This is a genomic window from Variovorax sp. OK605 (genome assembly GCF_900115445.1).
Taxonomy (GTDB): domain Bacteria; phylum Pseudomonadota; class Gammaproteobacteria; order Burkholderiales; family Burkholderiaceae_C; genus Variovorax.
This window is the reverse complement of the sequence record NZ_FOWL01000002.1, coordinates 720,572-743,641: the sequence shown is the minus strand read 5'-3', so window position 1 is coordinate 743,641 and position 23,070 is coordinate 720,572. Positions and strand designations below refer to the sequence as shown.

Sequence of the window (23,070 nt, the reverse complement as noted above, 5' to 3'; positions counted from 1 at the left end):
TGTGTCATGGCGGCGTTAACCCTCCGGCGAAGGTCTTGCCTTCTTGCCGTCAGTGCAGCGCCTTGTAAATTTCTTCCGCCAGCTCGGACGCGATGCCCTCGACCGAGGCGATGTCCTCCACGCTCGCCGCCGCCACGCCGCGGATGCCGCCGAAGCGCTGGAGCAGCCGCGCCCGCCGCTTCGGGCCGATGCCCGGAATGTCCTCGAGCTGGCTGCCGCCCACGCGCACCTTGGCGCGCTTGGCCCGCATGCCGGTGATGGCGAAGCGGTGCGCCTCGTCGCGGATCTGCGCCACCAGCATCAGCGCGGCCGAGTCCTTGCCCAGGTAGACCTTCTCGCGGCCGTCGGCGAACACCAGTTCCTCGAGCCCGACCTTGCGGCCCTCGCCCTTCTCGACCCCGACGATCAGCGACAGCGGCAGGCCCAGCTCGCTGAACACCTCGCGCGCCATCGAGACCTGGCCCTTGCCGCCGTCGACCAGCACCAGGTCGGGCATGCGCGCGGTCCGGATCTTGACCGGGGCTTCGCTGTCGTCGCTCTCGGCGTCGCCCGGGGGCAGCTCCTCGGTCTCGGCGGCCATCGCCTCGGCCAGCTTGCCGTAGCGCCGGTGCAGCACCTGGCGCATGGCCGCGTAGTCGTCGCCGGGCGTGATGCCCTCGATGTTGTAGCGGCGGTATTCCTTGTTCTGCATGGTGTGGTGCTCGAACACCACGCACGAGGCCTGCGTGGCCTCGCCCGCAGTGTGCGAGATGTCGAAGCATTCCACGCGGAATGCGTCGAGGTCGTCCGAGGCCAGCTCCAGCGCGTCGGTCAGCGCGCGCGTGCGCGCCTGCTGCGAGCCTTCTTCGGCCAGCAGCCGGGCCAGTTGCAGCTTGGCGTTGGTCTCGGCCATCTCCAGCCAGTGGCGGCGCTGCTCGCGCGGCTGGAACACCGCCGTCACGCGCGCGCCCGCCTGCAGCGAGATCGCCTCGATCAGCTCGCGGCTCACCTGCTCGCTGAGCACCAGCGTGGCGGGCACTGGCACGTCGATGTAGTGCTGGGCAATGAAGGCCTCGAGCACCTGCACCTCGATAGCGTCGGCGAGCACGGGGGCCGCGCCCTCTTCCGCGTCGAGCTCGCCGTGGTGAATCTGCGCGGCGTCTTCCACGTGCACCGGAAAGTAGGGGCGATCGCCCAGGTGCCGGCCGCCGCGCACCATGGCCAGGTTCACGCAGGCCTTGCCGCCCTGCACCTTCACGGCCAGGATGTCCACGTCCTTGTCGGAGGCGATCTCGATCGACTGCTGGTGCAGCACGCGCGAGATGGCCGACATCTGGTTGCGCAGCTCGGCGGCCTGCTCGAACTCGAGCTTTTCGGCGTGCGTGGTCATGCGCTGTTCGAGCTTGGAAAGCACGAGCTGCGTGTCGCCCATGAGGAAGGCCTCGGCGCTGGCCACGTCCTGCGCGTACGCATCAGGCGCGATGTGGCCGACGCACGGCCCGCTGCAGCGCTTGATCTGGTACAGCAGGCACGGCCGCGTGCGGTTGGCGTACACGGTGTCCTCGCAGGTGCGCAGGCGGAACACCTTCTGCAGCAGCTGGATCGATTCCTTCACCGCCCAGGCGCTCGGGTACGGCCCGAAGTAGCGGTGCTTCTTGTCGGTCGCGCCGCGGTAGTAGGCCAGCCGCGGAAACGCGTGCGACGCGATCTTCAGGTAGGGGTAGCTCTTGTCGTCGCGAAACAGGATGTTGTAGCGCGGCTTGAGCGTCTTGATCAGGTTGTTCTCGAGCAGCAGCGCCTCGGCCTCGGAGCGCACCACCGTGGTCTCCATGCGCGCGATCTTCGAGATCATGTGGCCGATGCGGGTGCCGCCGTGGCTCTTCTGGAAGTAGTTGGCCACCCGCTTCTTGAGGTTGCGCGCCTTGCCCACATAGAGCACCGCGCCGGCCGCGTCGAAGTAGCGGTAGACACCCGGCAACTGCGGCAGGGCCGCGACTTCGCTGAGCAATTGATCGGAATGCACGTCTGACATGGCGGCTATTGTGGCGCGCGCCACGCAGGCCGGCCGCGGCCCTCGCGCAAACCCCGACATGGCTGGAACGAAATGTGCCGTGGACGACAAGCGCGCCCGGCCACAAGGTCAAGACCGGGGCCTAACTAACCCAACGGCACCCGCACCGTCATCCGCGCGAAGGCATCGTGCGGGGCGGCATCTTCACGCCCCGAGGGCCACGGCGGGGCGTGCGGCGGCGAGCGCGGCAGGGTCGGCAACGGCACCTGGCGCGCGCCCCATGAACGCGAGGATGCGCCGGCTCACGTCGACGCCCTCCTCGTGCAGCACCCAATGCCCGGCGCCCTCGATGCGCTGCAGCTCGCCCTGGTCGCACAGGGCGATGCTGGGCTGGGCCATATCGATGCCGAGCGCCTCGTCCTGCACGCCCCACAGCAACAGCGTGGGCATGGGGATGCGTGCATCGGCGTGAATGCGCGCACGGCTGCGCATCAGCGCGCGGTACCAGTTGAGCATGGCGGTCAGCGCACCCGGGCGACCCCATGCCTCGCGGTACAGCGCAATGTCCGCATCCGGGAAGGCACCGGGGCGGCTGCCCTGGCGCAGCACCCGCACCAGGCCGCGAAAGTCGCGCCGGCCCAGCAGTCGCTCGGGCAGGCGCGGAATGCGGAAGAAATGCATGTACCAGCTGCGCAGGCGCTGCCGCCCGCCCGACATGTGCCGCAGCATCGCCGCCAGGTGCGGTGAATTGACGATGACCAGCCGTTCCACCAGCTCGGGGTTGCGCGCCGCCACGCGCCAGCTCACCGCGCCGCCCCAGTCGTGGCCGAGCAGCGTCACTTTGTCGCGACCTGTGCTGCGGATCAGCGCGCAGATATCGTCGGCCAGTGTCTCCAGGCCGTAGGCTTCCACGCCCTGCGGCTTGTCGCTTTCACCGTAGCCGCGCTGGTCGGGCACCCAGACGCGGTAGCCGGCCTTGGCCAGGGCATCGATCTGGCCGGCCCAACCGCGCCAGAACTCCGGAAAGCCGTGCAGCAGCATGGCCACCGGCCCGTCGGCCGGGCCGGCCTGCACCACGTGCAAGCGAATGCCGTTGACATGAACAAAGCCGTGTTCGAGCGCGTGTTCGCGGGTGCCGCTCATTGCGCAACCCCGCTCACTTCGCCAGTTCCGACACCAGCCGGTACAGGAACTCGCGGCCGTCGTACAGGCGCTGGATCTCGATGCGCTCATCCAGCCCGTGCGCGCGCGCGTCCGACGGCTCGAGGAACATGCCGGTCACGCCGTACATCGGAATGCCCGCATTGCGCATGAACCGGCTGTCGGTGGCGCCGGTGCTCATGGCCGGCACCACGGGCACGCCGGGCCACATCTGCTGCGTGAGCGATTCCACCGTCTTCACCAGGTCGCCATTGAGCGGCGACGCCGGGCTGCGCAGCGGCTTGCCCATGTTGCGCACCACGATCTTCTCGTTGCCGAGGGCCTGGGTCAGCAGGCGCTCCACCTCGTCGGGGTCGTCGTGCGGCAGGATGCGGCAGTTGACCGTGGCCTTGGCCGACTGCGGCAGCGCGTTCTCGGCGTGGCCGGCCTGCACCATCGTTGCTACGCAGGTGGTGCGGAACTGGGCGCTGTAGGCCGGGTTGGCCGACATGCGCTCGATCACCGACGGGTCGGGGTTGCCGGCGCCCACCGCGCGCATGTCGTCGGCCAGTTGGCCGGTGGCGAACGGCGCGCTGCGCGCGAAGTAGGTCTTCGTCACGTCCGCCAGCTTGACAGGAAAGGCGAAGTTGCCCAGCCGCTCGAGCCCCGCCGACAGCGCATAGATCGGGTTGCTCCTGGTCGGCACCGAGCTGTGCCCGCCCACGTCACGCACCTCGAGCATGTAGGTGGTGTACATCTTCTCGGCCACCTGCATGCGGTGCAGGTTCGGCTTGCCGCCGCGCAGTTCACCGCCGCCGCCCTCGTTGATGCCGAACTCGGCCTGCATCAGCTCCGGCTTGTTGTTGATGAGCCAGAAGGCGCCGTTGCTGAGCGCGTCGCCGCGTTCCTCGTCGGCGGTCAGCGCCAGGATGATGTCGCGCCGCGGCTTGAAGCCTTCCTGCTTCAGCTGGCCCAGGACCGAGACCAGCGCCGAGGCCATCGCCTTGTCGTCGATGGAACCGCGCGCGGTGAAGTAGCCGCCGGTTTCCTGCAGCTTGAACGGGTCGGTCTTCCAGTCTTCGCGGCGGGCCTCGACCACGTCGATGTGGGCCAGCAGGAGCAGCGGCTTCTTGCTGCCGTCGCCCTTGAAGCGCAGCACCAGGTTGCCCTTCTTGGGGAAGGGTTCGAAGATCTGGATGTCGCCGGGCGCGAAGCCCGATTCGACCAGGCGCTTTTCCATGGCGCGCGCCGCCACCGTGTTGTCGCCCACCGAATGGGTGGTGTTGATCTCCACCAGTTCCTTGTAGATGTCGTGGAAGCGTTGCTGCTGCGGCGTGAGCGCGGGCGGGGTCTGCGTCTGCGTCGGCGTCTGCGTCGGTGTCCGGGCGATCGCGGCGGTCATGCCGCCCAGCGCCATCGACACGGCCAGCACGGCTTTCGCTGCTTTCGCTGCACGGAAGGTCTGCATCCTCATGGTCGTCTCTCTCCGGTGGTTGTTGTGCGGCCAGCATAGCAAGCGGTGCCCGCGAACACGGGCACACTCCCGGCCATGCAATCCATGCGCTGGGACATCTTCTGCAAGGTCATCGACAACCACGGCGACCTCGGCGTCTGCTGGCGGCTGGCCTGCCAGCTGGCCTTGCGCGGCGAACGCGTGCGGCTGTGGATCGACGACGCGGCGGCGTTGCGCTGGATGGCACCTTCGGGCCACCACGGCGTGGAAGTGATCGACTGGCTCGACCCCGTTGCGCTGCGGGCGGCCGTGGCTGCGCCGGCGCCCGACGTGCTCGTCGAAGGCTTCGGCTGCGAGCCGGCGCCGGAACTGATCGCGCGCTTTGCCCAAGCGCCGGGCCGGGCCTGGATCAACCTCGAATACCTGTCGGCCGAACCGTACGTCGAGCGGCTGCACGGGCTGCCCTCGCCGGTGTTCAAGGGGCCGGGCGCCGGGCTGACCAAGCGCTTCTTCTACCCGGGCTTCACACCGGCCACCGGCGGCCTGCTGCGCGAACCCGACCTGACGGCGCGGCGCGAGGCCTTCGACCGCGCGGCGTGGCTGGCCGCGCAGCAGATCGAATGGCAAGGCGGCGAGCGCCTGGTCTCGCTCTTCTGCTACGAGCCGCCGGCGCTGGCCGCGCTGCTCGCGCGCCTGGAACAAGGCCCCGGGCCCACGCGGCTGCTGGTGACCGCGGGCCGTGCCACGCAGGCCGTTCGCGCCGCTCTTTCGGATGAAAAGGAGCCCTCACGCACGTCCGTCGTGCGTGGTGCGCTATCAATTTCATACCTGCCGCACTTGACGCAACCCGACTTCGACCACCTTCTGTGGTCGTGCGACCTGAACTTCGTGCGTGGCGAAGATTCGTGGGTGCGCGCCCTGTGGGCCGGCGCCCCGTTCGTCTGGCAGATCTACCCGCAGGACGACGACGCGCACCACGAGAAGCTCGGCGCCTGGCTCGACTGGCTGGGCGCCCCGCCCTCGCTGCGGCTTTTTCACCACGCGTGGAACGGCTTCGGAGAGGGGGCGCTGCCCGCGCTGGAAACACAGGGCCCCTGGCTCGAAACAGCCCGCGACGCCCGGGCGCGACTGCTGGCGCAAGACGACCTGGTCACCCAATTGCAGAAAATGATCGGCCAAAAAAGCTAAAATAGCGGGCTTTGCGGATTTCAAGCCCGGATCTCGACGATCCGAGATGCTGTCCGCTAAACCTGCCGCGGGACATGTACCGCGGGGCCAGACACACCGGCAAACGTCAAAAAGTCGCCGATGGCCCCGTGCACCGAGCGGCCAACATCCAGAGACCCTGTTATGAAAATCGCTCAAGAAATCCGCGCCGGCAACGTCATCATGCACGGCAAGGACCCGATGGTCGTGCTGAAGACCGAATACAGCCGCGGCGGCCGCAATTCCGCCACCGTGCGCATGAAGATGAAGAGCCTGATCGCCAACTTCAACACCGAAGTGGTCTTCAAGGCCGACGACAAGATCGACCAGATCGTGCTCGACAAGAAGGAGTGCACCTACTCCTACTTCGCCGACCCGATGTACGTCTGCATGGACGCCGAGTTCAACCAGTACGAAGTCGAAGCCGAAAACATGGGCGACGCCCTGAACTACCTCGAAGACGGCATGGCTGTCGAAGTGGTGTTCTACGACGGCAAGGCCATCTCGGTCGAACTGCCGACCAGCGTCGAGCGCGAAATCACCTGGACCGAGCCGGCCGTCAAGGGCGACACCTCGGGCAAGGTCATGAAGCCCGCCAAGATCGCCACCGGCTTCGAAGTGCCCGTGCCCCTGTTCGTCGCGCAAGGCGACAAGATCGAAATCGACACGCGCACCGGCGAATACCGCAAGCGCGTCTGAGCCCCTTCCCGGGCTCTGGCCGGGAACACCCGGCTGACCAGCACTCTCGAAAAAGGCTCCGCAAGGAGCCTTTTTCGTTGGCTGGGCACGCCAGTTGCAACGCTGCACAATCACTCGGGTCTATCTGTCTGGTTTTCTCATGAACAACACGCACAACCTTCACGACAAACGCCTGGCCGATGCCTGGGCCACGCTGCACTCCCATGCGGACAAGGGCCTGCCGCTCGACCCCGATCCCTCGCGCATCGCCTTCGCCGACCCCGAGTTCCTGCTGCGCCGCGAGACCCGCGGCATCCGCATGCAGCTCGAACTGATGAAGCCCGACCTCGAGCAGCGCGCCCACGGCATCGAGAACACCGTGGTGGTGTTCGGCAGCGCGCGCTTTCGCAGCGAGGAAGACTCCGCCGCCATGATCGCGCAGGCCGACGCCGCCGGCGACACGGCGGCATCGGAGCGCTGGCGCCGGCTGGCGCGCAACTCGCACTACTACGAGAAGGCGCGCGCCTTCGGCAAGCTGGTCGCGCAGTACAGCAACGACAAGGAGCCGCAGGACAAGCTCTTCGTGTGCACCGGCGGCGGCCCCGGCATCATGCAGGCGGCCAACCGCGGCGCGCACGAAGGCGGCGGCCTCTCGGTCGGCCTGGCCATCGCGCTGCCGATGGAAGAAGAAGCCAACCCCTACGTCACGCCGGCGCTGAGCTTCAAGTTCCACTACTTCGCCATCCGCAAGATGCATTTCATGATGCGTGCGAAGGCGCTGGTGGCATTCCCGGGCGGCTTCGGCACGCTCGACGAGCTGTTCGAAGTGATCACGCTGGTGCAGACCAAGAAGTCGAAGCCGGTGCCGATCGTGCTGTTCGGCTCGGACTACTGGAAGCGGATGATCGACTTCGACTTCCTGGTCGACGAAGGCGTGATCTCGCCCGGCGACCTGAAGCTCTTCGAATACGTCGACGCGCCCGACGATGCCTGGAGCGCGATCAAGCGCTTCTACAAGCTCTGAGCTGAGCCCCCGCCCCCCCCGGGGCGGATCGGGTCAGCCGGCGCTGTCGTCCCCGGCCCGATCGGCAGGGCGCAGCGCCTGCGCGAAGAAGTTCGCGAGCGAACGCGCGCGGCGCTTGCGTTCCGCGTCGCTGGTCTGCCCCATGGCCACCGCGTCGTCGGCCACGCCGTGCAGCGCATTGAAGAGGATCACAGCGGTCATGGTGCTGTCGTCCACCGACCACGTGCCGGCGGCGGCGCCCTGCTCCAGCAGCGCGGCGAGCTGCGTGATCACCGCGTTGTCGTTGCGCATGCGGCGGTCTTCGGGCCGGTACTCGTGGAAGACCACGTCGTGCAAGGCGACGTTGTCCAGGTAGATCTGCAGCCCCGTCTCGACCCAGGCCTTGAGCCGGGCCCGATGGTTGTCGGTGCGGTGACGGTCCATTCCCTCCTGCAGGCGCCCGCAGAAGTTGTCGACGAAGCGCTGCTGCAGCGCGCCGAGCAGCGCCTCCTTCGACGGAAAGTAGAGATAGAAGGTGCCCTTGGCCACCTGCGCACCGGCCGCGATGTCGTCGATGCTGGTGGTGGCGATGCCCTTGGAGATGAAGAGCCGCTCGGCGGCGTCCATCAGCGCGGGCGCGCGTGTCTCGGGGGCCTTGGTGCGGCGGCGCGGGACGACCTCGCCATCGACCATCGTGAGAACCGTGGGGGTCGTGGGGATCGTGACCGCGCCGCTCTTCGCCATCGACAGCCTCAGGAAGCGGCCGCGGCCGCGCAGGTGGCGCATGCCGAACGGATCGCCGCGCGCACGGCCGCCAGGTCGAACGGCAGGCCGCGCGGCGCCATCACGCGCTCGCCGAGCCACACCAGCGCATCGTCGGCGTCGGCAAAGGTGCTGGCGGGCACGCCGAAGAGTTTCTCGACATTCATCTTGCGAATTTTCTCGTACTGCTCGGCGGGCACCACGCTCGCCATGCCCATCATATGGCGGCGAATATCGGCGCCGCGCGCCTGCAGCCACTGCTTGGCGCCCTGCGCGCCGCCCTCGGGATGGACCAGCGCATCGGCGTCGGCGAACACGCGCAGCGAGGCGAAGGGCTCGCCGCGGTCGAGCCAGCGGTTCCAGTCCTCGGTGAAGGCCTGCATCGCCTCGAGGGTCTGAAGCCCCGACGAGACGCTGATGACGAGCGGCCACTGCCCGAGTTCGTGATGGATCATGGAAAGCTCCTTGAAAAAAACCGATGAAGGGCGCGCACGAAAGCGCACCGGCACATGTGCGGCGGGCATGGAAAGAACGAAGCCTCAGGCGCGGGCGGGCACGGCAGCGGTACGGGGCCGCACGCTCACGAGCAGGCCCGCGGCAAGCAGGCCGGCAATGCCGGCGCAGGCCATGGCGGCGTGGAAGCCACCCGCGAGCGCGGTGGCCAGCAGTTGCTGCGCCGTGGCCGCATCGAGCGAGGCCAACGCCCCCAGGTCGTGCCGGCCGACGGCGGCGACAGCGGCCTGCTGTGCGTCGCCCAGGCCGGCCAGGGCAAGCGCATCGGCCAGCAGCGACGTGGCGCGCGTGCTCATCAACGTGCCCAACAACGCAATGCCGATCAGCATGCCGGCCTGGCGCAGCGCGTTCATCGTGGCCGAGGCCATGCCCGAGCGCTGCGCAGGCACCGACCCCATCACGGCCGTGCTGGTGGCCGGCACGGCAAGGCCGGTGCCCGCACCCAGGAACACGAACAGCAACGCCAGCCACGCATAGGGCGTGTCGGCCGAGAACAGCGTCAGCAGCAGCATCGACCCGCCGATGAGCGCGTAGCCCGCCACCATCAGCGTGTGCACGTCGCAGCGCCGGGCCAGGCGGCCGAACTGCGAGGCCACGATGCCGGTGGCGACGAACTGCGGCGCCAGCCGCCAGCCGGTGTCGCTGGGCAACCAGCCCTGCACCTGCTGCAGGAACAGCGAGAAGAAGAACAGGCTCGCGTAGGCCGAGAAGCCGAGCACGAACGACGCGAAGTTGGTCACCGAAAAGCGCGCGTCGCGGAACAAGCCGAGCGGCAGCAGCGGCCGCGCCACGCGCGCCTCCACCGCCAGGAAGAGCGCCAGGCCGACAGCGCCCGCAATCAACGCGCTCGCAGCCTGCACGGAGCCCCAGCCGTGCTCGCCCGCCGCGATCAGCCCGTAGGTCAGCGCGCCCAGCCACAGCACGCTGAGCACCTGCCCGGCCGGGTCGAGCGCCGCATGCTCGGGGTGCGCGCTTTCCCGGATGCCCCAGAGCCCGAGCCCCACGGTCAGCAGCCCGATCGGAATGTTGATGAGGAAGATGCTCTGCCACCCGGCGTGGTCCACCAGCAGCCCGCCCAGCATCGGCCCGAGCACCAGCGACAGCGCCGTGAACGACGACCATCCGCCGATCACCCGCGCCCGGCTCGCGGGCTCGGGGAACGCATGCGCCAGCAGCGACAGCGCACCCGGAATCAGCAGCGCCCCCGCCACGCCCTGCACCGCCCGGCCCGCCAGCAAGGTCGGCAGGCTACCGGCCATCGCGCACAGCGCGGAGCCGACGGTGAACACGGCGACGCCCGCCAGCCAGGCGCGCTTGCGGCCGTAGCGGTCGCCCAGCGGGCCGGCCGACAGCATGAAGGCCGAAAGGCACAGCGCGTAGATGTCGATCACCCACTGCAGGCCGGCGAGGTCGGTGGCGAGGGCGCGCTGCAGCGTGGGCAGCGCGACGTTGACGATGCTCACGTCGAGCGTGGCGATGAAGCTGCCGAGGTAGACCGCGGCAACGAGCGCGAGGCGGCGGCGCGGATCGGCCGCGGCCGCGACCGCGGCTGGAATTGCGATGGGGATGGGGGAACGCATGAACGCCTTCAAGGTCGGTTGAAGAAGGCGTCGATACTGACTTCGGGTCAGTTAAATGTCAATCAAATGAGAATTGCTCTTATCTGAAAACAGGTTTCGCACCCTGCCCCGTCAGGCCTTCAACCCCCAGGTCGCGCGCGCGCCGAGCGCCACCACGCCGCCGACCACCCAGAACACGCCGCCGATGCCGATCACCGCGCCAAGCGAACCGAACAGCATCGGCATGGCCACGCTCGACGCGTTGATGGTCATGAGCCGCAGGCCCAGCGCCTCGCCATGGCGCGTGTGCGGCGTGATCTGGTGCAGCATGCTCATCACCATCGGCTGCACCGCGCCCAGCGCGAAGCCCAGCACCACGGAGCACAGGCCCATGGTCCAGGCCGAGTCGAGCAGCGGGTAGACCGAGAACACCATCGCCGTGACCAGCGTGGAGATCAGGATCACGCTGCGCTCCGAAGCGCGCGAGGCCAGCACCGGCAACACCACGCGAATGACGGCCGCCGCAATGGCGAAGGCGCCGAGGATGGAGCCGATCACCGAGGCGCTGATGCCGCGGTCGTGCCCCAGCACCGGCAGCACGAAGGCGTGCACGTCCCAGCTCGACGACTGCAGCCAGTTCACGAAGAGCAGACGCCGGAACATCGGCTCGCGCAGCAGGTCCCAGGCGCGCGTGGGCACGGCGCCCGCCACGGGCGCCGTGGGCGCCGGCTCGTGCGCGCCGCGCGTCAGCAGCCAGCAGATGAGGGGCAACGCCGCCATGGCCACGAAGCAGATGCGAAACGCGAGCATGTCCGCGGGCGAACGACCGGCATGGTCGATCAGCATGCCGGCCAGGAACGGGCCGACGAAGTTGGACAGCGCCGGCGCAATGGCGAGCCAGCTGAACACGCGCTTGAGCTGCGTCGGGTTCGTGGCCGAGCGGCCCACGTGCCGCTGGAACGCGATGACCGTGACCCCCGTCGCGCCGCCGGTCAGCAGCGCGGCAAGGCACATCACGGGAAAGACCGGAAAGACCGCCACGAGCCCCGCGCCCGTCACCGCCGCGATCACGGACAGCCACAGCGGCCGCTTGAACCCGTGCCGGTCGGTGAAGCGCCCCGCGGGCAGGGCCAGGAACACCTGGGTCAGCGCGTACAGCGAGATCAGCACGCCCACCGCCGCCGCGCTGTAGCCCTGCTGCAATGCCAGCAGCGGCGTCGCGAGGCGCATGCCGGCCATGGTCGCGTGCAGGCACACCTGGGCCCCGATGACACGCAGCAGTTCGGAGCCTTTCACGGGGTTTCTTCGTCCTCTGTATCGGTGCCGGCCGTGGGTGGCAGCAGTGCCTGCGATTGCGCCTCGGGCAGCGCCTCGACCTTGCGCAGCGCCAGGCGCATCTGGCGGGCGCGCGTGTCGGCCTTGTCGAGCGTGTCGGAGGCCTTGGCCACCTGCTCCTTGATGCGCGACACCCATTCGCCGTAGCGCTCGAACTCGGTCTTGACCGCGCCCAGCACCTTCCACACCTCGGAGGCCTGGCGCTCCAGCGCGAGCGTCCGAAAGCCCATGTGCAGGCTGTTGAGCATGGCCAGCAAGGTGGTCGGGCCGGCCAGCGTCACGCGGTGCTGGCGCTGGATGGCGTCCATCAGGCCGGGGCGGCGCAGCACCTCGGCATAGAGGCTTTCGACCGGCAGGAACAAGATGGCGAAGTCGGTGGTGTGCGGTGCGGCCAGGTAGCTCTCGGCAATCGACTTGGCCTCGGTACGGATGCGCGCCTCGAGCGCCTTGGCCGCCAACTCGGCACCGGCGGCGTCGGCGCGCTCATGCGCATCGATGAGCCGCTCGTAGTCGTCGCGCGGAAACTTGGCGTCGATGGGCAGCCACACGGGCGCGCCGTCGTCGCCGCGGCCCGGAAAGCGGATGGCGAAATCCACGCGCTGTCCGCTGCGCGGCTTGGTCTCTACCTGCTTTGCATACTGGTCGGGCGTGAGCACCTGTTCGAGCAGCGCCTCGAGTTGCACCTCGCCGAACACGCCGCGCGTCTTCACGTTGGTCAGCACGCGCTGCAGGCTGCCGACGCCGACGGCCAGCGTCTGCATTTCGCCAAGGCCCTTGTGCACCTGCTCGAGCCGGTCGGCCACCTGCTTGAAGCTCTCGCCAAGGCGCGCTTCGAGCGTGCTCTGCAGCTTCTCGTCGACCGTCTTGCGCATCTCGTCGAGCTTGGCCGCGTTGGTCTGCTGCAGTTGCGCGAGCTGCGTTTCCATGGTCGCGCGCACTTCCGACAGGCGCCGCGCATTCGCATCGCTCAGGCCCTGCAGCTGCGTGTTGAGCGTGTCGGCCAGCGTCTTCTGCAGCGACGCGAGCTGCAGCGAGAACGCGTCGAGCTGCGCGTTCTGCGTGCGCGTGGCCTCGGCGCCCTGCTGCACCAGCGCGCGCTGGAAGGTGGCGAAGGCCTGCGCGGTTTCCTGCCGCGCGCCGCGCGAACTCTCGGCGATCTCGTGGCGCAGCTCGCGCTCGGTGCGCTCGCTGGCGGCACCCATCGTGGCCAGCACCCGCAGCAGGTCGCCGTGATCGGCGGGAGGCTGCCGGCGTGCCAGCAGCCAGATCACCAGCACGAGCTGGATGACCGCGAGCACGGCCAGTCCGACAAGAATCAGGTCTGAATAGGAATCCAAGGTCGTGGGGCGGTGCCGCTGCTCGCTTTGTTTTTCTATGCGCTCTTCTCGTGCGCTTTTTTTCAGCTTCTACTTGCTGGCCGGCGGAACAGGCGTGACGGGCGTCAAGGGCCCCTTGCCGCCGAAGTACGCAATCAGGTTGTCGGCCGCCAGGTCGGCCATGGCGCGGCGCGTGGGCACGGTGGCGCTTGCGATGTGCGGCGTGAGAACCACGTTGGGCACGGTCAGCAGGTCGGGGTGCACCTTCGGTTCGCCCTCGAACACGTCCAGGCCGGCGGCGGCAATGCGCTTCTCGCGCAGGGCCACGGCCAGCGCCGCGTCGTCGACGATGCCGCCGCGCGCGATGTTGACCAGCGTGGCGGTCGGCTTCATCAGCGCGATCTCGGCCGCGCCGATGGTGTGGTGCGAAGCCGCCGAGTACGGCACCACCAGCACCACGTGGTCGGCCGTCTGGAGCAGCTCTTCCTTGCTCACGTAGCTGGCCTTGCATTCGGCCTCGAGCGCGGCGTCGAGCCGCGAGCGGTTGTGATAGACCACCTTCATGCCGAAGCCGTGCGCACCGCGCCTGGCAATGCCCTGCCCGATGCGGCCCATGCCGATGATGCCGAGCGTGGAACCGTGGATGTCGGAGCCGGCGAACATGTCGTAGCTCCACTTCTGCCACTTGCCCGCGCGCAGGAAGTGTTCGCTCTCGGTGATGCGGCGCGCCGTGGCCATCAGCAGCGCGAAGCCGAAGTCGGCAGTGGTCTCGGTCAGCACGTCGGGTGCGTTGGTGCCGAGCACGCCGTGCGCGGCCATCGCGTCGACGTCGAAGTTGTTGTAGCCCACGGCCATGTTGGCGCACATCTTCAGATCGGGGCAGGCGTCGAGCACCGCGGCGTCGATGCGCTCGCTGCCGGTGGTGAAGGCGCCCTGCTTGCCCTGCAGCTTCGCGATCAGCTGTTCCTTGCTCCAGCCTTCGTCGGACTGGTTCGACTCGACCTCGAAATGCTGCGACAGGCGCTCGATGGTCTCGGGAAAGATCGCGCGCGCGATCAGGATCTTGGGCTTGCTCATGGTGTTGTCTCTTGTCTCTTGTCGAAAAGGTCGCAAAGGTCGAAAGGAGGTCAGCGGAAGAAGATGAACGTGGAAATGATGAACAGCGGCACCAGGATGGACACCGACCACGCCATGTAGCCGAAGAAGCTCGGCATGCGCACGCCGCGGCTCTCGGCAATGGCCTTGACCATCAGGTTGGGCGCGTTGCCGATGTAGGTGTTGGCGCCCATGAACACCGCGCCCGCCGAGATGGCGGCCAGCGTGGAGGCATAGGTGGTCATCAGCGCCGCCGGGTCGCCGCCCGCGGTGTTGAAGAACACCAGGTAGGTCGGCGCGTTGTCCAGGAACGAGCTCAGCACGCCGGTCGCCCAGAAGTACATGGCCGGGTCGGGCTGGCCGTCGGCGCGCGTCACGGCCGAGACGATGGCGCCGAACGGGCCCTGCGCACCCGCCTTGAGCATCGCGATCACCGGGATGATCGTCAGGAAGATGCCCGCGAACAGCTTGGCCACCTCGGCCATCGGGCCCCATTCGAACTGGTTGTCGGCATGCACCTTGGCCGGCGTGATCTTCAGCGAGAGCAGCGTGATGGCGATCAGGCCCACGTCGCGCACCAGGCCGGGCAGGCCCACCTGCGTGCCGAAGACATCGAAGCTGACCGGCGACTTCCAGAACCCGCTGAGCAGCACGAAGAAGATCACCCCGCCCAGCAGCCAGAAGTTGACGCCACCGTCGAAACCGACGCGCTTGGTGTCGGGCGTCGGATCGACGGGCAAGACGCCCTCTTTGCGGTAGTAGTGGCGGTCGATGGCGTAGAACAGCGCGAGCAGCACGGCCAGGATGAAGAGCGTGTCGGGCAGGATGTTCTTGGCGGTCCAGAAGAAGTCGACGCCCTTCAGGAAGCCGAGGAACAGCGGCGGATCGCCCAGCGGCGTGAGCGAGCCGCCCGCGTTCGAGACGATGAAGATGAAGAACACGACCACGTGGACCCGGTGCACACGGTTGTCGTTGGCGCGAATGAGCGGCCGGATCAGCAGCATCGAGGCGCCCGTGGTCCCCATGAAGCTCGCCAGCACCGCGCCGATGGCGAGCAGGCCGGTGTTGAGCCCCGGCGCCCCGTGCAGGTTGCCGCGGATGTGAATGCCGCCCGCCACGGTGAACAGCGCCGTCAGCAGGATGATGAAGGGGATGTATTCCTCCACCAGCGCATGCACGAGTTGCGCGCCGGCCAGCGGTGCGCCGTAGGTCGCGGCAAAGGGCAGCAGGAACGCGAGCGCCCAGGCCGCCGCGATCTTGCCGTAGTGGTGATGCCAGAACCCCGGCGCCAGCAGCGGAAACAGCGCGATCGACAGCAGGATGCCGGCGAACGGCACACCCCACAAGGGCGACAGGGCGGCACCGTCGAACTCGGCGGCCATGGCCAAGGCAGGGAACATCAGCGGGAGCAGCGCGGCAACCGCGAAACGCAGGGGCTTTTTCATGGGGCCGTACCGTACCAGACGGGTCAGTACAGCCTTCAGGCCGCGGGTTGTTCGATCTCGAAGACCTGGCGCAGGTAGGCCAGGTACTTCTCGTCCTCGCACATGTTCTTGGAGGGCGTGTCCGACAGCTTGGCCACCGGCTGGTCGTTGCAGTGGATCATCTTGATGACGATCTGCAGCGGCTCGTACCCGAGGTCGTTGGTGAGGTTGGTGCCGATGCCGAAGGCCAGCTGGCAGCGCCCGCGGAACTGCTGGTAGAGCTCGATGGTGCGCGGCACCGTGAGGCCGTCGCTGAAGATCAGCGTCTTGGTCAGCGGGTCGACGCGGTTGGCGAGGTAGTGCGCCAGCATGCGCTCGCCCCACTGGAACGGGTCGCCGCTGTCGTGGCGCGCGCCGTCGAAGAGCTTGCAGAAGTACAGGTCGAAGTCGCGCAGGAAGGCGCTCATGCCGTACACGTCGGACAGCGCGATGCCCAGGTCGCCGCGGTACTCGCGCGCCCAGCTCTCGAAGCCGAAGATCTGGCTGTCGCGCAGCCGCGGGCCGAGCGCCTGGCAGGCCTGCAGGTATTCGTGGGCCATGGTGCCCAGCGGGATCAGGCCCAGCTTCATGGCGTACAGCACGTTGCTGGTGCCCGCCAGCTGGGGCAGCCGCGTGCCGGGCGGTGCCTGCACCGGCGGCGAGGTGACGGCGCCGAGGCGCGCCGTGAGGGTGCGCAGCACCTCTTCGTGCCAGTCCTTGGAGAAGCGCCGGCGCGTGCCGTAGTCGGCGATCTTCAGGTCGGCCAGGCCCTGGTCCTGCAGCTGCGAGATCTTGGTCTCGAGGCGGCGGCGGCCCTCTTCGAAGTCGGGGCGCTTCTGCGTGTTGCGGAAGTAGACCTCGTTGACGATGGCCAGCACCGGGATCTCGAACAGGATGGTGTGCAGCCACGGCCCCTTGATGCGGATCTCGAGTTCGCCCGAGGGCTGGGGAATGATGTTGATGTACTTCTCGTTGAGCCGGAACAGCCCGAGGAAGTCGACGAAGTCGCTCTTGATGAAGCGCATCGAGCGCAGGTAGGCGAGCTCGGCGTCGCGGAACTGCAGCGAACACAGGCTGCGCACCTCGTCGCGGATCTGGCCCGCGAACTGCGCGAGGTTCACGCCCGGGTTGCGGCACTTGAAGCGGTACTCCACGCGCGCCCCCGGAAAGTGGTGCAGGACCACCTGCATCATCGTGAACTTGTAGAGGTCGGTGTCGAGCAGGCTGTGAATGATCATGGTGCTGTAAGCGATTCGATGCAGTGCGATGCGGTCTCAAACTTTTGGCGTCCGTTCGATTATCACGGGGTGCGTCGGCCTCTGCCTACGGGGCCTGAACAGCACGTCCTACCGAGGGGGCGAATCGGTCCGGTGACATTGATTTCACGGCGGCGAAACAAGGCCCGCCGAATCAACTTCTCAAAGGAGATTCGCATGAACAAGGACACCATCGAAGGCAACTGGAAGCAGCTCAAGGGCAAGGTCAAGGAGCAATGGGGGAAGCTGACCGACGACGACTTCGATGTCATCGCCGGCAAGCGCGACCAGTTGCTCGGCCGCATCCAGGAACGCCACGGCATCAGCCGCGACGACGCCGAGAAGCAGGTCAAGGACTGGGAAAGCCGCGACGGCCGCACGCCGGACGCGCTGTGGTTCGAACGGTACTGACCGGTTCGCCAGCCACCCGGCCCTCATTCGCTCTCCACTGAATTCCGTCAACTCCTCGAAGGAAAAATCCCATGAAAAAACATCTCCTCATGCTGGCTCTCGCCTCCACCTGCTTCATGGCCACGCAAGCCAGCGCCATGACCAAGGACGAATACAAGGTCGCCAAGGAAAAGGTCGAGGCCGACTACAAGGTCGCCAAGGCGCAGTGCGACACCATGAAGGACAACGCCAAGGATGTCTGCATGAAGGAAGCCAAGGGCAAGGAAGACGTTGCCAAGGCAGAGCTCGAGCAGCAGTACCAGCCGAGCGACAGCCACGCCCGCAAGGTGGCTGAAGAAAAGGTGAAGGCCACCTACGAAGTCGCGAAGGAAAAGTGCGACGACCAGAAGGGCGACGCCAAGTCCGCCTGCCAGAAGCAGGCCAAGGCCGACGAAGCTCAGGGCAAGGCCGACATCAAGGCCATGAAGAAGGCGATGTAAGTCTTTAGGCCTCGACAAGAAAAGATCAACGGCGCCCTCGGGCGCCGTTTGTCATGGGAGCTGCTGCGATGCGATGCGGCCCGGGCCTCCCGGGTCTGTCAGGCCTTCAGCGAATCCACCACCTGCTGCAGTGCGTCGGGCAGCGGCACCGGGCGCTGGGTGGCACGGTCCACATACACATGAACGAAGTGCCCCTGCGCCGCGGCGCTGTCCGAGCCCTCGGCGAACAGCGCGATCTCGTAGCGCACGCTCGAGCGGCCGGCCTGCGCAACGCGGATGCCCGCCTCCACCGTCTGCGGGAAGGCGATCGGCGCGAAGTAGTTGCACTGGGTCTCCACCACAAAGCCGATGGCCTGGCCCTGGTGGATGTCGAGCGCCCCGCGCTCGATGAGCAGCGCGTTCACGGCGGTGTCGAACCAGCTGTAGTAGACGACGTTGTTCACGTGGCCGTACATGTCGTTGTCGGCCCAGCGGGTCGGGATGCTGCGGAACGCGCGGTAGCCGCTGCGGGCGTGCGGGGTGGGTTTTGCGGGGTTGGTGGGGGCGCTCATCGCGCGGCATTTTGCCAGCGGCACCCGGGCTGCCAACCCCGGGGGATCGCCCTTGCGACAGCCGGATTTCGAAATTTAGAAGACGGGTTCTAAATTGCTGCAGGGCAGCAAAAACCCCTTGATCGCAAAACTCAGCTGCCTATACTTGAGGCCATGCTGCACCGCAACATAGACGGCGAGACAGCGCAACGTGACCCGACCACTCAATCCCTTCTGGAGATCTCAAATGGCCCTGACCGCTGACCAAATCCTCGCCGCCCAAAAAGCCAACCTCGAAACCCTGTTCGGCCTGACCACCAAGGCTTTCGAAGGCGTCGAGAAGCTCGTCGAACTGAACGTGACCGCTTCGAAGGCAGCCCTGGTCGAAGCCCAGAGCACCGCCCAAGCCGCCCTGAGCGTCAAGGACGCCCAAGAGCTGCTGACGCTGCAAGCCAGCCTGTTCCAGCCCCTGGCCGAAAAGACCGCGGCCTACAGCCGTCACCTGTACGACATCGCCCAAGGCACCAGCGCCGAATTCAGCAAGGCTTTCGAAGCCAAGGCCTCTGAAGCCCAGCAAGCCTTCGTCGGCCTGGTCGACAGCGCTTCCAAGAACGCCCCGGCCGGTTCGGAAACCGCCGTTGCCGTCATGAAGAGCGCCGTGGCCGCCGCCAACAACGCTTTCGAATCGGTCCAGAAGGCCGTCAAGCAAGCGTCCGACGTTGCCGAAGCCAACTTCAACGCCGTGTCGTCGCAAGCCGTTGCCGCTGCGAAGACCGCGACCGCTTCGCGCAAGCGCTAAGCCGTCGACCACCACCAGTTGTCTCCTTGGGTCCTCACGGATCCAATTCAGGGCCTCATCTTCGGATGAGGCCTTTTTTTTGCTCCTGTTGCTCGCCCCCCCAGGCTGCGCGCACTTCGTGTCGCTTCTCCTTCCCCCTACCGGGGGCAACACCTGCGGCCTGGCAAAGCCAGTTCCGCGGTGTTCCTGGCCTCAGCCGCCTCTTCGATAATGAAGGTCTTATCCAGGAGACTTTCAATGCAGATCGACGGCAAGGTTTTTATCGTGACCGGTGGCGCTTCGGGCCTCGGCGAAGGCACGGCACGCATGCTGGCGGCCAACGGCGCCAAGGTGGTGGTCGCCGACATGCAGGCTGACAAGGGCGAAGCCGTGGCCAAGGACATCGGCGGCGTGTTCGTCAAGTGCGATGTGAGCCAGGAAGCCGACGGCCAGGCCGTGGTGGCCGCGGCGGTCAAGCTCGGCAAGCTGGTCGGCCTGGTCAACTGCGCCGGCATCGCGCCGGCCGAGAAGACCGTGGGCAAGAACGGCCCGCACGCGCTGGCGGTGTTCAGCAAGACCGTCACGGTCAATCTGATCGGCAGCTTCAACATGATCCGCCTGGCGGCCGACGCCATGGGCAAGAACGAGCCCGAAGCCACCGGCGAGCGTGGCGTGCTGATTTCCACCGCCTCGGTCGCGGCCTACGACGGCCAGATCGGCCAGGCCGCCTACGCCGCTTCCAAGGGCGGCGTGGTCGGCATGACGCTGCCGATCGCGCGCGACCTGGCGCGCAGCGGCATCCGCAACATGACCATCGCCCCCGGCATCTTCGGCACGCCCATGCTGTTCGGCATGCCGCAGGAAGTGCAGGACGCGCTGGCCGCCAGCGTGCCCTTCCCGTCGCGCCTGGGCACGCCCGAGGACTACGCCAAGCTGGCCAAGCACATCATCGAGAACGACATGCTCAACGGCGAGGTGATTCGTCTGGACGGAGCGATTCGATTGGCTCCCCGCTGACCGCCGGCTTCGGCGGCTTCGTGCTGCCGGTGCGGTCCAGGCGCTCGTAGTTCGCGATCACCTGAGCCCCCAGCAGCACCAGCGTGGCGGCGATTTCCAGGCTCAGCAGCACCACGATCGCCGTGGTGAGCGAGCCGTAGACCACGTTCACCTGCGACAGCGTCGAGAAGTACCAGATCAGCACGCGCCGCGTGGCCTCCCACAGCAGCGCGGCCGTGACCCCGCCCAGCAGCGCATGCCGCAGCGACATGCGCCCGGCGGGCATCACCAGGTAGAGCGAGGTCAGCATGAAGATCTCGCCGCCCAGCCCCAGCAGGTACAGCAACAGGCCCGAAATGCCCGACAGCGACCAGCTGCGGCCCAGCAGGTCGACGCTCTCCTGCCCCACCAGCTGCAACGCGCCCGACACCAGCGTGACCAGCAGCAGCCCCACGCACAGGCACAGGATGTAGATGTACGGCATGGCCACCGACACCAGGAAATGCCGTTTGTGGTCGGCCTTGCGGTGGTGAAAGATCACCGCCATGGCGCTTTCGAGCACGCTGAAGGCCAGCGAACTGAAGAAGATCATCGTCACCAGCAGCACCGGACCCAGCACGTCGCGATGGTCCAGGAAGCTCGAAAGCTCGCTCACGATGGCCTTCGATTGCCCCGGCAGCAGCCATTCGAGGTAGCGCCCGATGGTGCGCAGCAGCTCCGACTGCTCGATGAGGTGCGACAGCACGATCACGCTCACGATCAGCAGCGGCACGATGGACAGCAGCGCGTAGTACGCCACCGCGCCGGCCAGCAGAAGCCCCTGGTTGGCGCGGAATTCCTTGAGTGCTTCCCAGGCGAATCGCAGGGGGTGGCGCAGCAGCGGCGCGGCGTGTTGCAGGGGGTTGGGGGTCTTCATGCGTGGATTTCGGTCGCTTTCAGTATGCCGTCGGCCCGCAGGGCTCCCTGCGCTTGCGTATGATTTGCCGCTCTTCGCCTACATGACCATCCCCGCTTCATTCATCCAGGAACTCATCGCGCGCGCCGATGTGGTCGAGATCGTCGGCCGCTATGTGCAGCTGAAGAAGGCCGGCGCCAATTTCATGGGGCTGTGCCCGTTCCACGGCGAGAAATCGCCGTCTTTCTCCGTCAGCCCGACCAAGCAGTTCTATCACTGCTTCGGCTGCGGGGTGCACGGCAACGCCATCGGCTTTCTCATGGAGCACGCCGGCATGGGCTTCGTCGAGGCGGTGCACGACCTGGCCGGCCAGTACGGCCTGCAGGTGCCGGAAGACGACGCCTCGCCCGCCGAACGCGCCCGCGCCGCCACCCAGCGCCAGAAACAGGCCACGCTGACCGACGTGCTCGAAAAGGCCGGCGACGCCTACCGCAAGCAGTTGCGCCAGGCGCCCGGCGCCATCGAATACCTGAAGGGCCGGGGCGTCTCCGGCGAGGTGGCCAAGCAGTTCGGCATCGGCTACGCGCCGGCCGGCTGGCGCTCGCTGGCCAGCGTGTTCCCCGACTACGACGACCCGCTGCTCGCCGAAAGCGGGCTGGTGATCGTCAACAACGAGGAAGGCCAACTCAGCGAGGCCGACGCCAAGCGCTACGACCGCTTCCGCGACCGCGTGATGTTCCCCATCCGCAACGTGAAGGGCGAATGCATCGGCTTCGGCGGCCGGGTGCTGGGCGACGAGAAGCCCAAGTACCTGAACTCGCCCGAAACGCCCGTCTTCAGCAAGGGCCGCGAACTCTACGGCCTGTACGAGGCCCGCGCCGCCTTCCGCGACCGCGGCTTCGCGCTCGTGACCGAGGGCTACATGGACGTGGTGGCGCTGGCCCAGCTCGGCTTTCCGAATGCGGTGGCCACGCTGGGCACCGCCTGCACCACCGAACATGTGCAGAAGCTCTTCCGCTTCACCGAATCGGTGGTGTTCAGCTTCGACGGCGACGCCGCGGGCCGGCGCGCCGCACGCAAGGCGCTGGACGGCGCCCTGCCCTACGCCACCGACGTGCGCAGCATCAAGTTCCTGTTCCTGCCGGCCGAGCACGACCCCGACAGCTTCATCCGCGAACACGGTGCCGACGCCTTTGCGCGCTTCGTGAACGAGGCCACGCCGCTGTCGCGCTTCATGCTCGAAGCCGCCCGCGAAGGCTGCGACCTGACGACCGCCGAGGGCCGAGCCCACATGACCAGCAACGTGCGCCCGCTCTGGAGTGCCATGCCCGACGGCGCGCTCAAGCGGCAACTGCTGAGCGAGATCGCGACGCTGGTGCAGCTCGACGCGCCGGCGCTGTCGGAACTCTGGGCGTCCACGCCCGGCCCGCGCAAGGCCGGCGGCGCGCCCGCGCAGCAGCGCCACAACGAACCCGGCGGCTACAACGGAGGTGGTGGTGGCGACGACTACTACCCGGACATGCCGCCGCCGCAGGACTACGAGCCGCCGCGCTACGAAAACGATAGCAAACCGAAATTCCAGCAGCGCAAGTTCGTCAAGGGCAAGCGCTGGGGCGGCAAGTTCGAGGAGCCGATCGAGCCCCTGCGCGGCCGCGGCGCGCCGCCGAGCCGGCCCGACGTGGCGGTGCGGCTGCTGCTGTCGAACATGGCGCAATGGGAGGCGCTGTCGCACGAGCTCCACGTGATGCTGTGCGACCAGTCCGGCCCGCACGGCGCGCTCTTCACCTGGCTCGACAGCCAGCTGCACGAGCACGGCGTCCAGCCCTGGGCGGCACTGCGCGAAGGCATGCGCGGCATGGATTTCGAGGCCTTGGCCGAACGGCTCATGTCCGTCGCCGAAGCCGGCCCGGTGCCCGAGGGCGAAGAGGCCCAACACCTGGCCGAGGCGGCCCGCGAACTCTCCAGCGTGCTCGACTTCATGCTCGACGACCGCCTCAAGGTTCAGCAAAGCGAGGCCATCGCCGCCGTAGGTAAAGACCCCAAGGCCCTCGAGCGCTACAAGGCGCTGGAGACCCGGCGACTCGAATTGCGGGCCCGCATGCGCTCTTCCGGTGCAGAAACTGCTTGAAATTTTCGCAACGCGCTATAATGTAGGGCTTCGCAACTGGCGAAATTAGGCAAGAGCGACAGCAGCACCTCCGGGCCGACCCCT

Annotated in this window: 21 protein-coding genes; 8 read left to right on the top strand and 13 right to left on the bottom strand. The window is 67.4% G+C overall.

All coding sequences use genetic code 11. The features are described 5' to 3' along the window. Positions 1-49: 49 nt before the first annotated feature. The 3 genes from uvrC to BM013_RS07870 form a co-directional block, all read right to left on the bottom strand. Entirely contained in the window at positions 50-2,011 is a 1,962-nt protein-coding gene (gene uvrC, locus BM013_RS07880) for an excinuclease ABC subunit UvrC (RefSeq protein ID WP_093124937.1), read from the bottom strand. Between the two features lie 183 nt (positions 2,012-2,194). Next, positions 2,195-3,133 (bottom strand): alpha/beta fold hydrolase, encoded by a 939-nt coding sequence (locus BM013_RS07875; protein ID WP_093124935.1) that lies wholly within the window; start codon positions 3,131-3,133, stop codon positions 2,195-2,197. 13 nt (positions 3,134-3,146) lie between these two features. Next, positions 3,147-4,604 (bottom strand): M20/M25/M40 family metallo-hydrolase, encoded by a 1,458-nt coding sequence (locus BM013_RS07870; RefSeq protein ID WP_371279674.1) that lies wholly within the window; start codon positions 4,602-4,604, stop codon positions 3,147-3,149. 75 nt (positions 4,605-4,679) lie between these two features. Here BM013_RS07870 and earP point away from each other — a divergent pair, with 75 nt between their 5' ends. From earP to BM013_RS07855, 3 genes are all read left to right on the top strand, one after another. Next, entirely contained in the window at positions 4,680-5,771 is a 1,092-nt protein-coding gene (gene earP, locus BM013_RS07865; protein ID WP_093124932.1) for an elongation factor P maturation arginine rhamnosyltransferase EarP, read from the top strand. 162 nt (positions 5,772-5,933) lie between these two features. Continuing rightward, positions 5,934-6,488 (top strand): elongation factor P, encoded by a 555-nt coding sequence (gene efp / locus BM013_RS07860; RefSeq protein ID WP_093124930.1) that lies wholly within the window; start codon positions 5,934-5,936, stop codon positions 6,486-6,488. Between the two features lie 139 nt (positions 6,489-6,627). Then, positions 6,628-7,491 carry an LOG family protein gene (locus BM013_RS07855; protein WP_093124927.1) on the top strand — a complete coding sequence of 288 codons (864 nt, stop codon included), beginning with the start codon at positions 6,628-6,630 and terminating at the stop codon, positions 7,489-7,491. 33 nt (positions 7,492-7,524) lie between these two features. Here BM013_RS07855 and BM013_RS07850 read toward each other — a convergent pair whose 3' ends face one another. The 8 genes from BM013_RS07850 to pncB form a co-directional block, all read right to left on the bottom strand. Then, complete coding sequence (locus tag BM013_RS07850; RefSeq protein WP_256221420.1) at positions 7,525-8,256, bottom strand: TetR/AcrR family transcriptional regulator; 732 nt, start codon at positions 8,254-8,256, stop codon at positions 7,525-7,527. Next, complete coding sequence (locus tag BM013_RS07845; RefSeq protein WP_093124925.1) at positions 8,223-8,687, bottom strand: hypothetical protein; 465 nt, start codon at positions 8,685-8,687, stop codon at positions 8,223-8,225. The genes BM013_RS07850 and BM013_RS07845 overlap by 34 nt, the downstream gene beginning before the upstream one ends. An 84-nt stretch (positions 8,688-8,771) precedes the next feature. Then, positions 8,772-10,325, bottom strand: coding sequence for a DHA2 family efflux MFS transporter permease subunit (locus BM013_RS07840; RefSeq protein WP_093124922.1), 1,554 nt, complete (start codon positions 10,323-10,325; stop codon positions 8,772-8,774). Between the two features lie 111 nt (positions 10,326-10,436). Then, positions 10,437-11,600, bottom strand: coding sequence for an MFS transporter (locus BM013_RS07835; RefSeq protein WP_093124920.1), 1,164 nt, complete (start codon positions 11,598-11,600; stop codon positions 10,437-10,439). Then, positions 11,597-12,976, bottom strand: coding sequence for a DNA recombination protein RmuC (locus BM013_RS07830; RefSeq protein WP_093124917.1), 1,380 nt, complete (start codon positions 12,974-12,976; stop codon positions 11,597-11,599). The genes BM013_RS07835 and BM013_RS07830 overlap by 4 nt, the downstream gene beginning before the upstream one ends. A gap of 69 nt (positions 12,977-13,045) precedes the next feature. Then, complete coding sequence (locus tag BM013_RS07825) at positions 13,046-14,032, bottom strand: 2-hydroxyacid dehydrogenase (protein ID WP_093124915.1); 987 nt, start codon at positions 14,030-14,032, stop codon at positions 13,046-13,048. Positions 14,033-14,082: 50 nt separating this feature from the next. Next, positions 14,083-15,495 carry a sodium:proton antiporter gene (locus tag BM013_RS07820; RefSeq protein ID WP_093124912.1) on the bottom strand — a complete coding sequence of 471 codons (1,413 nt, stop codon included), beginning with the start codon at positions 15,493-15,495 and terminating at the stop codon, positions 14,083-14,085. A gap of 35 nt (positions 15,496-15,530) precedes the next feature. Then, the gene (gene pncB, locus BM013_RS07815; RefSeq protein ID WP_093124910.1) at positions 15,531-16,751 is read right to left on the bottom strand and encodes a nicotinate phosphoribosyltransferase; all 1,221 of its coding nucleotides are present in this window, start codon (positions 16,749-16,751) and stop codon (positions 15,531-15,533) included. A 195-nt stretch (positions 16,752-16,946) separates the two neighbouring features. Between pncB and BM013_RS07810 the strand changes: the two genes are divergently transcribed. Together BM013_RS07810 and BM013_RS07805 are read left to right on the top strand one after the other, a co-directional pair. Beyond that, positions 16,947-17,180: a CsbD family protein gene (locus BM013_RS07810; protein WP_093124907.1), complete on the top strand. Its 234-nt coding sequence runs from the start codon at positions 16,947-16,949 to the stop codon at positions 17,178-17,180. Between the two features lie 71 nt (positions 17,181-17,251). Further along, the gene (locus BM013_RS07805) at positions 17,252-17,659 is read left to right on the top strand and encodes a hypothetical protein (RefSeq protein WP_093124905.1); all 408 of its coding nucleotides are present in this window, start codon (positions 17,252-17,254) and stop codon (positions 17,657-17,659) included. Positions 17,660-17,757: 98 nt separating this feature from the next. Here BM013_RS07805 and BM013_RS07800 read toward each other — a convergent pair whose 3' ends face one another. After that, on the bottom strand, positions 17,758-18,210 hold the full coding sequence (locus tag BM013_RS07800; protein WP_093124902.1) for an acyl-CoA thioesterase: 453 nt from the start codon (positions 18,208-18,210) through the stop codon (positions 17,758-17,760). A gap of 226 nt (positions 18,211-18,436) precedes the next feature. Here BM013_RS07800 and BM013_RS07795 point away from each other — a divergent pair, with 226 nt between their 5' ends. Together BM013_RS07795 and BM013_RS07790 are read left to right on the top strand one after the other, a co-directional pair. Next, positions 18,437-18,988, top strand: coding sequence for a phasin family protein (locus tag BM013_RS07795; protein WP_093124900.1), 552 nt, complete (start codon positions 18,437-18,439; stop codon positions 18,986-18,988). 237 nt (positions 18,989-19,225) lie between these two features. Then, positions 19,226-19,984 (top strand): 3-hydroxyacyl-CoA dehydrogenase, encoded by a 759-nt coding sequence (locus tag BM013_RS07790; RefSeq protein ID WP_093124897.1) that lies wholly within the window; start codon positions 19,226-19,228, stop codon positions 19,982-19,984. Here the strand turns inward: BM013_RS07790 and BM013_RS07785 are convergent. After that, on the bottom strand, positions 19,932-20,879 hold the full coding sequence (locus BM013_RS07785) for a YihY/virulence factor BrkB family protein (protein ID WP_093124895.1): 948 nt from the start codon (positions 20,877-20,879) through the stop codon (positions 19,932-19,934). The genes BM013_RS07790 and BM013_RS07785 overlap by 53 nt on opposite strands. Positions 20,880-20,961: 82 nt before the next feature. Here BM013_RS07785 and dnaG point away from each other — a divergent pair, with 82 nt between their 5' ends. Next, entirely contained in the window at positions 20,962-22,986 is a 2,025-nt protein-coding gene (gene dnaG, locus BM013_RS07780) for a DNA primase (protein WP_093125235.1), read from the top strand. Positions 22,987-23,070: the final 84 nt, after the last annotated feature.